General features: G+C 39.7%; 11 protein-coding genes and 1 pseudogene. 11 read left to right on the forward strand and 1 reads right to left on the reverse strand.

From position 1 onward, the window contains the following. Positions 1 to 310 (forward strand): WD40 repeat domain-containing protein (locus AACW45_RS37990; protein WP_190638142.1); only part of this gene is annotated, 310 nt, incomplete at its 5' end. A gap of 65 nt (positions 311 to 375) precedes the next feature. Continuing rightward, positions 376 to 1,194 (forward strand): TlyA family RNA methyltransferase, encoded by an 819-nt coding sequence (locus tag AACW45_RS37995; RefSeq protein WP_190638144.1) that lies wholly within the window; start codon positions 376 to 378, stop codon positions 1,192 to 1,194. A gap of 7 nt (positions 1,195 to 1,201) precedes the next feature. Here the strand turns inward: AACW45_RS37995 and AACW45_RS38000 are convergent, their stop codons facing one another. Further along, complete coding sequence (locus AACW45_RS38000; protein ID WP_190638146.1) at positions 1,202 to 1,480, reverse strand: Calvin cycle protein CP12; 279 nt, start codon at positions 1,478 to 1,480, stop codon at positions 1,202 to 1,204. A 1,246-nt stretch (positions 1,481 to 2,726) separates the two neighbouring features. Between AACW45_RS38000 and AACW45_RS38005 the strand changes: the two genes are divergently transcribed. The 9 genes and pseudogenes from AACW45_RS38005 to AACW45_RS38045 all read left to right on the forward strand — a co-directional run bounded on the left by AACW45_RS38005 (position 2,727) and on the right by AACW45_RS38045 (position 13,632). After that, positions 2,727 to 3,161: a hypothetical protein gene (locus AACW45_RS38005; RefSeq protein ID WP_339381954.1), complete on the forward strand. Its 435-nt coding sequence runs from the start codon at positions 2,727 to 2,729 to the stop codon at positions 3,159 to 3,161. 374 nt (positions 3,162 to 3,535) lie between these two features. Continuing rightward, positions 3,536 to 3,607 (forward strand): annotated as a pseudogene (locus AACW45_RS38010) (4-Cys prefix domain-containing protein); the annotation flags it as partial. Between the two features lie 18 nt (positions 3,608 to 3,625). Then, positions 3,626 to 4,906 carry a serine/threonine-protein kinase gene (locus AACW45_RS38015; RefSeq protein ID WP_242045482.1) on the forward strand — a complete coding sequence of 427 codons (1,281 nt, stop codon included), beginning with the start codon at positions 3,626 to 3,628 and terminating at the stop codon, positions 4,904 to 4,906. A 993-nt stretch (positions 4,907 to 5,899) separates the two neighbouring features. Next, positions 5,900 to 7,570: a dipeptide ABC transporter ATP-binding protein gene (locus AACW45_RS38020; protein WP_190638148.1), complete on the forward strand. Its 1,671-nt coding sequence runs from the start codon at positions 5,900 to 5,902 to the stop codon at positions 7,568 to 7,570. Positions 7,571 to 7,881: 311 nt separating this feature from the next. Beyond that, entirely contained in the window at positions 7,882 to 9,828 is a 1,947-nt protein-coding gene (locus tag AACW45_RS38025; protein WP_190638149.1) for an amino acid transporter, read from the forward strand. 123 nt (positions 9,829 to 9,951) lie between these two features. Next, the gene (locus AACW45_RS38030) at positions 9,952 to 10,932 is read left to right on the forward strand and encodes an acetamidase/formamidase family protein (protein WP_190638150.1); all 981 of its coding nucleotides are present in this window, start codon (positions 9,952 to 9,954) and stop codon (positions 10,930 to 10,932) included. A 9-nt stretch (positions 10,933 to 10,941) separates the two neighbouring features. Then, entirely contained in the window at positions 10,942 to 11,313 is a 372-nt protein-coding gene (locus AACW45_RS38035; protein ID WP_096643469.1) for a sulfite exporter TauE/SafE family protein, read from the forward strand. Between the two features lie 777 nt (positions 11,314 to 12,090). Next, the gene (locus tag AACW45_RS38040; protein ID WP_190638151.1) at positions 12,091 to 12,579 is read left to right on the forward strand and encodes a hypothetical protein; all 489 of its coding nucleotides are present in this window, start codon (positions 12,091 to 12,093) and stop codon (positions 12,577 to 12,579) included. Between the two features lie 75 nt (positions 12,580 to 12,654). Further along, positions 12,655 to 13,632, forward strand: a complete 978-nt coding sequence (locus tag AACW45_RS38045) for a sucrase ferredoxin (RefSeq protein ID WP_190638152.1) — start codon at positions 12,655 to 12,657, stop codon at positions 13,630 to 13,632. Positions 13,633 to 14,009: the final 377 nt, after the last annotated feature.

Below are 14,009 nucleotides of genomic sequence, written 5' to 3' on the forward strand. Positions count from 1 at the left end.
GGATAATCTGACTTTGGCTAGTGGTAGTGATGATAATACAGTCAAACTCTGGGATGTGCAGACAGGGGATTGTCGCCTGACTCTGGCTGGTCATGACAGTTCGGTGACCTCAGTAGCCTGGAGTGGGGATAATCTGACTTTGGCTAGTGGTAGTCATGATAATACAGTCAAACTCTGGGATGTGCAGACAGGGGATTGTATTGCTACTTTCAGCCATAAGTTATATGCAGGGTTGAAAATTAAGGGTGTCAAGGGATTAACCCAGGCGGAGATTTTAACTTTAAAGGCGTTGGGGGCAGAGGAATGCTAATTATCTTAAAAGTAACAATGAGATAGTTAGTAATACTATTTCAACAATGCTTTTGGAAGGTAAGTTTGGCTAAACAACGACTCGATACACTATTAGTAGAAAGAAATTTATGTACTTCCCGCGCCTTAGCACAGCGACTCATTCAGGCGGGGGAAGTTAGCGTGAATCAGCAGGTTGTAGATAAACCTGGTACAGAAGTTGATATTACTGCTGATATTCAGATTAAAGAGCGATCGCGCTTTGTTTCAAGAGGCGGCGAAAAACTGGCGAAAGCTTTAGAAAACTTTGCAATTCCTGTAGAAGGACGCATTTGTCTAGATGGGGGGATTTCTACAGGTGGTTTTACCGATTGTTTGCTGCAAGCTGGAGCTAAACAAGTTTACGGTATTGATGTCGGTTACGGACAAGTTGACTGGCGGTTGCGCAATGACAAGCGGGTAATTTTGCGGGAACGTACCAACTTACGCCAATTACAGCCACAGCAATTGTATGGCGAAAACGCTGCCATTCCCGATTTGGCAGTGGTTGATGTTTCGTTTATTTCCTTAACAAAAATCTTGCCTGCTTTGTGGCAACTCACCCAAGCACCACGAGAAGCAGTATTATTAATCAAACCACAATTTGAAGTTGGTAAATCCCGCGTTGGTAAAAAAGGCGTGGTGCGCGACCCAAACGACCATGCAGACGCGATTTTTCATGTTTTGCAAGCGGCGGAAGCTTTAGGTTGGAAATATCAAGGTTTAACTTGGTCGCCAATTACCGGGCCTGCGGGGAATATCGAGTATCTTTTATGGTTGAGAATGGATGGTGAAACACCAGCGCCTAATTTAGAAGCAATTCAGCATATCACTAAATCAGCGATCGCTAATTTGAGAGAAAATTAACAAAAAATTAAACATCGTATATCAAGCACTCAACTGCTTCTGGATGCTGTTCGCAGTAGCTTTCTAAATCGGTTTTGCGTTTTTTGGCTTGCTGTTGATGGGCTTTTTCAGCTTGCAATTCTTCCACAATTTCCCATGCTACAGCACAATTAGGGGAATTATCGCCATTGCGATCGCAGGTTGTCCGCGCGTCATTAATGGCTTCTTTGATGGATTGGTCGAGGGTTTTGACGCCATTTTGATGCGCATTCACAGCAGCCTGAACTACTTCTAAAGTTGTCTGCATGATACTTTTACCTTTCTGTCGTGAAATAGAGATGAGACTCCTTGCAAAACGTACTTTTGCAGGTAAATTCTATTCTGACAAATTTGCGCAGTATTGGCCTAAATATTTGACTTTTGTGCAATATTTCCTGAATTTGGACTATGTCTATTGGTATAAAATAATGATAAGAAATTACAATATTAATTATTTGTAATTCTTGTTTTATAGCTACAAACACTGATAAATATAGCTTTTAACGATTAGTTAAAAATTGGCACTGATTGATTTATTTTTACATTTAAGCAAAATAGGGGATAAATCAAGTAAATATTACTGCTTAATTTACTGATTTATTCACAAGAAAAAATTGCGAAATTACCACTTTCTCAGATTGTTGATGATAGTTAAATTCTGTAATTTTGAAGACCTTATACCAATTTTTTATGAGGCTGCATAGAATTCGATCCCCCCTAGCCCCCCTTAAAAAAGGGGGGAAAAGAATCAAAGTCCCCCTTAAAAAGGGGGATTTAGGGGGATCTAGATATATGCAACTTCATATTAAATTGGTATCAGATAGAAAACTTTTAAGCACTGTAAACGTTAATACATAATATAAATTGCAAGTTGGTGAGGTACAGATAATCGTTAATTGTAGGGGCACTGGCACTGCCATGCCCCAAAGCGCGTACTCAATATGATAAATCGCGAAACTTAGTGTCGCTTTTTTTATGTATAGCGATCGCTATTATTTTGCTGTAAGTTTAAGTAAATAATTTTTAAGGTTAACTAACTTTTTTATCTAAAAATAAATTTTATCTGACCTTTTGTATAAAAAAATAATTCACACCTTAGTATATTAACTGTCTTGACAGCAGTTAACATACTAAGGGCTGAATTGTGGAAATTCAATGGGGATTCAACTTTTTATCTCAGTTGATTCAGTTAGCATTTTGGCTATTTATGCTAGGATTAATCTCCTCAATTAGCTTTTTTATATTCAAGAATAAGATTAATTTTAAAAGCTTATTAGCTACCAGAAATAATAATCAATCTAGTCCAGAGCGATTGCAGCTATTGTTAATTACTTTAATATTCGCAGCATACTATCTGTTGAATGTGTTGCATAGCGTCAATATTTGCAAATTGAAGCATGTACCTTGTAGTATGCCACCAATCCCCTCAGAATTTTTGTTTGCATTCGGAGGTAGTAATTTTGTCTACCTTTGGGGTAAGTTATCTACAATTTTGAAACAACGGAGTTCCGGGCGTGTTTGATGTGCAAAAAGATTTTATAATTCTGGCGCTGGTTATTGGGTTTACTTTGACATTTTTTTTGGTAGTTTTAGAAGTATTTATTCTTATATTTATTTGGGAAGGTACTTGGAATTATAATGCTGAGAAAAAAAGAGGAATTAATCTGAATAATCTGATTAGTGACAGTTCAGGTGATGCTAGCCTCGCACGATTTCAGTTATTAATATTTACTTTTGTAATTTCTATGAGTTTGGTACTTATTATTACTAGTAGTCAGCCACCAGCTTTCCCCACAAATATTCCCGATCAGATTTTAGGTTTATTAGGTATTAGCAGTACTTCTTACGTTCTTGGTAAAGCCTTACAAAATCAAGTTAAAAATCAAGATGCACAATCACCCGTGACTTCAGAAAACCAAAGTTCAAATTCTGATTCTAATACCAATTAAATAAAAGAAGATGACAGATTGTAGGGTTAATGACAGTCAACCGCCTTGGAATGAATTCCAAGGCTAATAGCCCAAGTCTACTGAAGTAGACTCAAGATTTTGAGGATATTTAGGAATCTGACGATGACTTTGGCTATTAGCAAGTAACTTCAGTTCCTTGCGGTAACTGGGTTTCGCGTTAAGTTGATACAGTTTGGCTCTGCCATTCTTTCTATAATAGATTGATGTGTCTTTAGATATTTAATAAAAATAAGCGATCGCACTGTGAACACCATCATTCCCCCTCAGAATAAAAGCGATCGCACTCTGAACACCATCATGGCAAGCAGAAATGGGAACACTTAATATATACACCTGCTGATATTTTCCCAGACATGCTCTACTGTTCCAATCCTCATTGCTTCAATACCTTTAGTCCTGATAGCAATAAGTTTTGCATTCATTGTGGACAAACACTCACACCATTGTTCCGAAACCGCTTTCGTGTGATTAGGCTTTTAGGTGAGGGTGGATTTGGTAAGACTTATGAAGCCAGAGATACAGACAAAATGGATGAACCTTGCGTAATTAAGCAATTTTTCCCGCAAGTACAAGGAACAGCAGCATTAGAGAAAGCAACAGAATTGTTTAAGCAAGAGGCGAAACGTTTGTATGAATTGGGAGAACATCCCCAAATTCCCCGCCTGATTGCTTATTTTGAACAGGATAAGCGATTGTATCTCGTACAAGAATTTATTGATGGACATAATTTATTAGAAGAATTGCAGCAACAGGGAACATTTAGCGAAGAAAAAATAATACAGATTTTGAATGATTTATTACCAGTTCTGCAATTTATTCATGAACGCGGAGTAATTCATCGGGATATCAAACCAGAAAATATTATGCGTCGTCAACAAGACGGCAAATTGCTATTAATTGATTTTGGTGTTTCTAAACAAACAATTGGTTCAATTATTGGACAAGTAGGAACTACAGTTGGTACACCTGGATATGCACCATTAGAGCAAATGCGCGGTCAGGTTTTTCCTGCTAGTGACCTTTATAGTTTGGGAGTAACTTGTATTCGTCTATTAACTGGATGTTTACCAAAAGCAGATGGTTATGATGACCTTTATGATGCGTTGAAAGGTAAATGGATATGGAGAGATAATTTATCAGAAAATATAAATATTACTTACCATTTGGGTCAGGTTTTAGATAATTTGCTTAAAGACTATATAAAAGATCGCTATCAAAATGCTACTGAAGTAGTGCAAGCTATTAAAACTGATGCTATTCGTTCAGCAGTAGGTGTAAATTATACAATTTTGCAAAAGCTATTAAAAGCTAAAAAATGGCAAGAAGCAGATCAAGAAACTCTTGCAATCATGCTAAAAGTGTCTAGAAGAAAAAAAGAAGGCTGGTTAGATGCAGAAGATATAAAGAAATTTCCCATTGAAGACCTCAATACTATTAATAATCTTTGGGATATGCATAGTAACGGACAGTTCGGCTTTAAAAGGCAAACACAGATATGGTTGAGTATTGGGGGAACACTTCAGCCAAATTATAAAATATGGTGGAACTTTGGCAATCAGGTAGGATGGTGCGAAAAATATTATTGGAAGCAATATGATAATCTTACTTTCTCTTCTAAAGCTCCAGAAGGTCATCTTCCTAGTGGAATTTTTATATCATTTCAAGGTTTTGGCAATTGGCCTTCAAGATTATCTACTCTTGCAGCACGATTTATAGACAGATAAATCAATTACTAAAAGTAGTGGAATCACAAGCCTAAAATGTTGCAAAAAAATGTAGGTTGGGTTGACGTAAGGAAACCCAACACCATCATCTATGTTGAGTTTCTGAAATTCATGTTGGGTTTCGCAAAGCCTCAACCCAACCTACATCTAATGCACTGAGTAATGTGGATAGTAGAATTAGGGTGTGTTATGCCGCAGGCTAACGCACCTTGAATTGCTAACTATGCCGGACTTTGATCCATAACACAGGCTAAATTTTAATTTTATTAACGTAGTGCGATCGCTGGCTTGCATTGCCTGACAATGGGCAAAATGCGCCAGCTTTATCGTTTACACATATTTAGAACTAATTTTTATATTTTTGGTAAACGAAAAAGCATTTCGCTTTCTTGTTTATCGAAATCAAGTACTCATTTTTTTGTTTTAAGTAAGCAAAAAGCCATTTCACCTTCTCGTTAAGCCTTAATGAGTTCTCATTTTGGTGTTTTCCGCAGGTAAAATACCATTTCACCTACTCATTAAGCCTTTTCGCTTACTCATTTAGGTAAATCACGCACTCATTTTGGTGTTTTCCGCAGATAAAAAGGTATATTGCTTACTCATTTAGGTAAATCGCGCACTCATTTTAGTGTTTTCCGCAGGTAAAAAGGTAGATTAATTGCTCAAAAATGGCGATGTATGACAATAAGCGGCTGTGTAGCTAGGCTTTGTTGTTTTTGGCAATGCCTAAGGCGGGCTACGACTACGCATTTGTTTTTAGGGAACTGCAAAACATGAATTATCAACAAAGGCAGAAGGCAAAGATATAAAGTTTTTGTTCGTGATTGAGCCTTCTGTACCTTCTGCCAAATGGGTTTCAGATCCCCTTTAATTCCCTTCTGCCCTCTGCCTGTCTTGTAAGCCAGATTTGAACCGCAAACGAGTTTTATTAATCTGCTAGACTAGCCTAAATTTACAAATATAAAAACTTGTGGCGCAAGCCGATAAAAAACTATGAGTGAAGCTTTATTTTCTGTGGAAAATCTGCGCGTTGCTTATCCTCAGCCGAGTGGAGAAGAACTTAAATGGGCTGTGGATGATGTATCTTTTACACTGCAAGCTGGTGAAAGAATGGGCTTGGTAGGTGAATCTGGTTGTGGTAAATCAACCTTGGGGCGGGCTGTAATGCGGTTGCTACCTGGATCTAGTAGGATTGAAGGCACAGCAAAATTCCAGGGGAAGAACGTATTTGATTTAACACCGCCAGAAATGCGCAAGTTTCGCGGGGAAGCGGTGGCGTTAATTTTCCAAGATCCGATGACGCGCCTCGATCCCTTAATGACTATTGGAAAGCATTGTGTTGAAACACTCCAAGCGCACGCACCAGAATTATCAACAGCACAAGCCAAGGAAAAAGCGATCGCAACTTTAGAAAAGGTAAAAATTCCCGCGAGTCGGTGGAATCAGTATCCCCATGAGTTTAGCGGGGGAATGCGACAAAGGGTAGCGATCGCTTTAGCTTTACTTCTCAATCCCAAGTTAATTGTGGCTGATGAACCGACTACCAGCTTAGATGTCACCGTTTCCGCCCAAATCTTGCAGGAATTAACTAGATTGTGCGGGGAGGAAAACATGGGTTTGCTGTTGATTTCTCACGATTTAGCAATGGTTGCCGAATACTGCGATCGCATTGGCGTCATGTACCAAGGTAAAATGGTGGAAATGGGGGCAACGCAAACGGTATTTCGTCAACCTCAACATGAATATACGCGATCGCTTTTACAAGCAGCTTTACATATCCAAGCAGTTGATGATAGCGGGGAATTAATTCTCGCGAATGACGAACAGCAGCAAGTTCCCCACCCGGAAGCAGAATCGCCAATTTTGCGTGTTAGCGAACTCAAGCAGCATTACACTATTGAGCCGAATTTTATTGAGCGATTATTTAAACGCGAAAGTCAAACAATTAAAGCTGTCGATGGAATTGATTTAGAATTGTATCCAGGGGAAATCTTGGGATTAGTGGGGGAATCAGGCTGTGGTAAAAGCACCCTTTCACGGACAATTTTGCAATTAATTAAACCTACTGGTGGTAAAGTCGAATTTTTAGGACAGGAATTAACTAAATTATCTCGTCAACAAATACGTTCTTCCCGGCGACAAATGCAGATGGTGTTTCAAGATCCCCATGCTTGTCTTAATCCAGCTATGACAGTAGGGCAAAGTATAGGCGATCCTTTATTAATTCACAATCTCGCGGATGCGGCTAAAGCCAAAGAAGAAGTATTGTGGATGTTGGAAAAAGTCGGTTTAACACCCGCAGAAGTTTATTATCAGCGTTATCCTTCCGATTTATCAGGGGGACAACAACAGCGAGTTGCGATCGCTCGTGCTTTGATTACTCGTCCTAAACTATTAATCTGTGACGAACCTGTAAGTATGTTAGATGCTAGCGTTCAGTCACAAGTACTGGATTTGATGTTGCAGTTAAAGCAAGAATTTGAGCTAACCTATCTGTTTATTACTCATGACTTGTGGTTAGCGAGATTTTTATGCGATCGCATTGCCGTGATGAATGGCGGTAAAATTGTCGAAATCGGCGCAACAAAGCGAATTTTTGCAAATCCTCAGCATCCTTATACTAAAACTTTATTAGCTGCTGCGCCGTTATTAGCAAGGGCTTAGGAATAGGGGCTAGGGGCTAGGGAAGGGGGATAAGGGGGACAAGGAGGACAAGGAGGACAAATGAAAATTGTACAGACAAGGGTTCATCGCGTCTCTAACAAATGACTATTGACCATTGACCATTGACCATTGACAATTGACACAACTTCTACCCCCTGGGTAAGTAGGAGCGATTGCAATTTTTTGCTAAATCGAATAATATACACGACCGAAATAAATTATTTGTGCCTTTGTAGTCGAAAATTTTAATAGACGGCAAAGGCTTAAAGAAATGAAAAAGCCAAATTTTGCAATCAAAGCAAGCGTATGTAATGGCTAAACCAATGGTTTCCCGCAAAAGACTCAGCAAACGGTTGATGCGCTGGTTGCTGGAAGAAAACAGAAGACAGAAGCCAGGGCCCTACCGTAAGGAAGAACCACATCATCAGCATCCCTGGTGGCAAGTTATGTGCTTGACTGGTGTGGATTATTTTTCGACTCTGGGCTATCAACCAGGAATTGCCGCATTAGCAGCAGGTGCGCTTTCACCCATAGCAACCCTAATTCTGGTTTTGCTGACATTATTTGGAGCCTTACCCATCTACCGACGCATTGCAGGTAAAAGCCCTCATGGTGAAGGGTCAATTGCGATGTTAGAACACTTGCTGTCTTGGTGGCAAGGTAAAATTTTGGTGCTGTGTTTGCTTGGCTTTGTCGGCACCGACTTTATTATCACTATTACGCTGTCGGCGGCTGATGCTACAGCCCATATTATTGAAAATCCCCTAACGCCAGATTTCTTCCACAGTCAGGAGATTGCGATTACCTTATTATTAATTACCTTACTAGGGGTAGTTTTTCTGCGGGGTTTTAAAGAAGCAATCGGCATAGCAGTATTTTTAGTAGGCGCTTATCTGCTATTAAACTTGGTTGTGATTGGCGTAGGTGGATATCAAATTCTCATTAATCCTAGCGCGATCGCTAATTGGCAAGCTGCATTGTTTGCCCAAAATTCTAACCCGTTATTAATGCTGGGTGCGGCGATGTTGTTATTCCCGCGTCTAGCATTGGGTTTATCTGGCTTTGAAACTGGGGTAACAGTTATGCCCTTAGTTCAAGGTAGCAGCAGCGATAGTCCCGATTACCCTAGAGGAAGAATTCGCAACACGCGCAAGCTACTGACATCTGCGGCGTTAATTATGAGCTTCTTTTTGCTCACCAGCAGCTTGATTACTACTTTACTCATCCCCGCCGCAGAATTTGCGGCTGGTGGTAAAGCTAACGGTAGGGCTTTAGCTTACCTAGCACATCAGTATTTAGGTAACACCTTTGGCACAATTTACGATTTAAGTACGATTTCGATTCTCTGGTTTGCTGGAGCCTCAGCAATGGCAGGATTGCTGAATATTGTACCCCGTTACTTACCCCGCTATGGCATGGCTCCCGATTGGGCAAGAGTCGCCCGTCCTTTAGTCCTAGTTTATACAGCGATCGCCTTTATTGTCACAATTATCTTTCGGGCAAATGTCGAAGCTCAAGGTGGGGCTTATGCCACTGGCGTACTGGTGTTAATTACTTCCGCCGCCTTTGCTGTTACCTTATCCCTGCATCATCAAAGATTACATCGCGGGACTTTTATCTCTGCAATTATTACCTTAGTATTTATATATACTACTGTTGTTAATATTATTGAAAGACCGGAAGGGATTAGAATTGCGGCTTTCTTCATTAGCAGTATCATTATTACCTCCTTAATTTCTCGCGTCTGGCGTTCCACAGAACTGCGGGTAGAGCGAATTGAAATAGACGATCGCGCCCGCGAATTTATTGCCGAAGAAAGCCAAGGCGCAATCAGAATCATTGCCAATCGTTTGAATGCAGGCGACGTAGCAGAATATACCGCTAAAGAAAAAGAAGTAAGAGAAGATAACCATATTCCCGCCCAAGATCCGGTTTTGTTCTTAGAAATTATGGTATCTGATGCTTCGGAATTTGCGGATGTCATTAAAGTTAAAGGTATCCAAGTAGGCGACTATCGCATTCTCCGTGCGGAAAGTGCAGCCGTACCAAATGCGATCGCTGCTTTACTGCTGCATATTCGCGATCAAACAGGTAAAATTCCCCATGCTTACTTTGGCTGGGCTGAAGGTAACCCCATACAATATTTACTGCGGTTTATATTGTTTGGTGAAGGTGATATTGCTGTAGTCACCAGAGAAGTACTGCGTCGCGCTGAGAAGAATCCCCAAAGGCGTCCTGGGGTGCATGTGGGAGGATAAGGAAGCAGAGGGAGCAGAGGAAGCAGAGGGAGCAGAGGAGAAATAAGTTTTTCCGATTTATTAAATACTTCTGCAACCGCCCACTGTTAATCTAAAATCCAAAATCTAAAATCCAAAATTGCTATGACTCATCACATTTTAAAAGCCACCAAAGATACAGTTCATCTTGGTGGTTTTTCTCAGGCATTAACACCAGCATTAACTGTTGATTCCGGTGACACAATCGAGGTAGAAACTTATAGCGGTTATTATGTTTACGAGCAAGCTCCACCGGAGTTTATGACACCGGAATTTCTCGACATCTGCCAAAATTTACCCCCAAAAAGAAAAATTGGTGGCGGGCCTCATTTACTCACAGGGCCAATTTATGTGCGAGATGCAAAACCAGGGGATGTTTTAGAAGTAGAATTAAATGCGATCGCACCGAGTTTACCTATAGGTTTTAATGCTATTCGTAGCGGTTGGGGTGCTTTACCAAAAAAATTTCCTCAACCAGCTTTAAGATTTATTCCCCTAGATTTAACCAATAACATCGCGGAATTCCCAACTGCTAGCGGGATTAAAATTCCCCTCAAACCCTTTTTTGGTATCCTGGGCGTTGCTACCCCAGACGCATCGCGAAATTCTATTCCCCCTGGAGCTTATGGGGGTAATATTGATAATCGAGAACTACAACCAGGATCGCGCCTATTTTTACCGATTTTTGTCCCTGGTGCCTTATTTTCCATCGGTGATGGACATGCAGCCCAAGGAGATGGAGAAGTTAATGTCACTGCCATTGAAACTTCCATGAATGGTACAATCAAGCTCAAGCTGCGTCAAGGTTGGAATTTAACCACACCAATTGCCGAAACTCCTACTGATATCATCACAATGGGATTTGGTGAAACCTTAGACGCAGCTTTAGAATTAGCCCTGAAAAATATGATTGAATTTCTGGAACGTTTCGCTGATTTATCACCAGAAGATGCATATGTACTGTGTAGTTTAGCAGTCAATTTTCGGATTACTCAAGTGGTGAATAGTCCGCAAAAAGGAGTACATGGAATGCTACCTAAATCAATTTTTTCCCAGAAAATCAGTTTGTCATCTCACATTTCCTGACTATTAATTATGTCTAATATTCTCATTCAATTGTTGATAATTGGGTTAGTAGCTGGCGTTGCTGGTGGTATGTTTGGTATTGGTGGCGGAGCAATTATGGTACCAGCAATGGTATTAATTATGGGTATGGATCAAAAGTTTGCCACAGGTACTTCCATTGCTGCCCAAATTTTACCAATTGGCATTCTAGGAGCAGCAGTTTACTATCGCAACGGTCAATTAAATCTCAAACATGCGGCGATTATTGCGGCTGGTTTAGTAATAGGTAATTTATTTGGCGCATTGTTTGCCAATCAGCCTTTTATTAGCAGCGAAACTATGAAAAAGCTCTATGGTATTTTCTTACTACTTTTAGGCGCTCGTTATTTAATTGGTCGCTGAATCGCTGGGAACCGATATTAGTCAACAGTCAACAGTCAACAGTCAAAAGGTTAATACATCAAGGCTTGTAACTATTTGAAATAGTAGCTTGATTTACGCCTTGTTCGATCTCGTTTCCAGGGAAGCATCCCAATTTTGACGCAATACCCTAGTAGTCTGTCAATTTTGTTTTGAGGAATTTTTGGTAGTGCGGGCAGCGTTCGACTGAGCGCTCACGCCGAAGTCTTGCCCGCGTGAGCGAGACGCTCACACTACTGTCCAGCTATTGAAAATTATTATCATTAGTATTGAAGCAGTCAATACTTAACCTAACCAGCAATCTCAGGTCTTATTTAGTTGTTAATCTTGATTTAATCAAGCCTGCACAAACCGCAAATTTTTAGTAAAATGATATATATTCGCAAATACTTGCATTTATTATGGACTTCCGCTAGAGTCAAAGTAGGTATCTAAACAAGCGCCTGATGTCCATTTCAGGAGATTAAATGGATAAAAAGCTAGATTGCAGCCATAAAAACTGAGTCTTAGCGAGCAAATAGCAGTATTTTTGGATAAAAGTTACCTGCTACTCAAGCTTAAATAGTGATTAGAGCGCCTCTACTGGTGTTTTTTTAGCCTTGCTGTTTTTTTCAGTAAAGGTAGCAAAATAGCTGACCTCAATTTTACATTCAATTTTGTTTTTTTCTAAGCTAATTGAGAAATATTTTCAATATGATTTTAAAATTGCGATCGCGTCTCAACAAACACTGCAAAACTGATTACCTAAAAACAACGGTTTTGCAAACTATTAACCATCAGCATCAATTCACAAACAGCTATTACCAAGATGAGAATTATTCCGATCAATGCTGGACTATACAGCCCAGATTCTCTGCAACATGGGATAACAGCAAAAGTCTAACCCCAGATGTAGAGACAGGGCTGATAAATGGCTATATGAATAAGTTAATAAAATTTTTCAATAGTGACCATAAATTTAGTCAAAAGTTTAAATGTGATTTCAGCTACTTTGATGGCGTAAGTAGCTGGAATTGGCAGAACTTGGCTGCTGGCTGTTCAAGCCAGATTCAGCAAGGCTTTTTGCTGCAATTAATAAATGCGAACCATTTGATATATCAAAGATATAAAAATCACTTTGACAATACGGAAGTAGTTTTACAACGCTTCTTTAAATATATTGGAGAAATTTTATTAACCGGAAGAAGGTTGAGTAGAAATGAATGTTATAAAGTGGCTACTTGGTTAACTTTCATCAATGCTAATTGATAGTGATTGTAGCCAGGATTGCAAATTTACTTTTTTATAAACTTGTCCATAACATTTACCCATGAGCACAGATAGATGAATACTTTTTTTTGTGCAGATTCCTCAAGACAAATAGGAGAAAAACTGATTGGTAGTGCTACCAATTACGAAACTTATATTTTAGTGGAATGTCCTCCACCTTGGACAGCAGAAGCTTTTGACTCTAAGTGGGTACCAAGTAATTTAAAAACTTTGGTAGAAGAGGTAAAGCGAGCTAAACTCCCGATAAGATTTTTGTTAATTGCTAATGACCAATCCCATAAAGTAGAACAAACTACTTTGTTAATTTATCAAAAACAAAAGGGATTAACTCAAGGATACCAAAAATCCGAATTTCTCCTCGAAAATATTGAGCAAGTAGCTGGAACTGTCAAAAAATTCTTAAGAGGTAGAACTCTTGAGTATGAACAACCAAGAAGTAGTACAAGAGATATTGTCATCTGTACCCACGGCAGCCATGATAAATGCTGTGCTAGATATGGTAATCCTTTTTATTTCTCAGCGCAAAGTACTATAGCCAATTTAAGTTTAGAAAATGTGCGGATTTGGCGAGCCAGTCATATTGGCGGACATCGATTTGCTCCGACAATGATAGATTTACCAGAAGGGCGATATTATGGGGCGTTAGAACCAGACTCATTCAAAGCTATTGTGACTCGTACAGGCGATATTAATTGTTTAAACCAAGTCTATCGCGGCTGGAGTATCCTACCAACACCATTGCAAATTGTCGAGAAGGAATTAATTCTCCATTATGGGTGGGATTGGTTTAACTATACAGTTGCGGGAAAAATCTTAGAGCAAAGCTTAGATAATAATTCAGTACTAGCTGAACTCACTTTTGCGAAAACTACAGGTGCGCTATATACCTGTCAAGCAAAATTAGTGAAGGATGAAAGTAAGAGTATAGAACTCAAGAGTTCTTGCAATGCCAAGCAAAATTCGGTATTTATGCAATATACTGTAGCTAGCCTCTGGTTAGAAGCTGAGAAAATGGTCAGCTTGAGTGCTTGAAAATTCTAGGGGTGATATACTCCCACACTGATGCAAGCATACAGTGTGGGGTTCTCATCCAATCCAGCTATTGCTTCTCCTGACGCAGACGCTACGCGAACGGAGGCGATGAGCTTTGTTTTGAGTCCACGTAATGCCCTACCGCAGACTATAAATTAGCGAGCAATGATCAACCAGCATCTACAAGGCGCGATCGCTATTATTATGCATCTTTTCTGGTAGCTGTTGATCAATAAATTACGGTAATGATAGCTAGTACAGGTCGGCGGAAATGAGCATACCATTGTAGTGCGAGCATCTTGCTCGCTGACAAACGCGAGCAAGATGCTCGCACTACTCTAGATTATCAAAATGAATTTATAAAATGGTATGGTTAT

Source organism: Calothrix sp. FACHB-168, assembly GCF_963889195.1.
Lineage (GTDB): Bacteria > Cyanobacteriota > Cyanobacteriia > Cyanobacteriales > Nostocaceae > Aulosira > Aulosira anomala_A.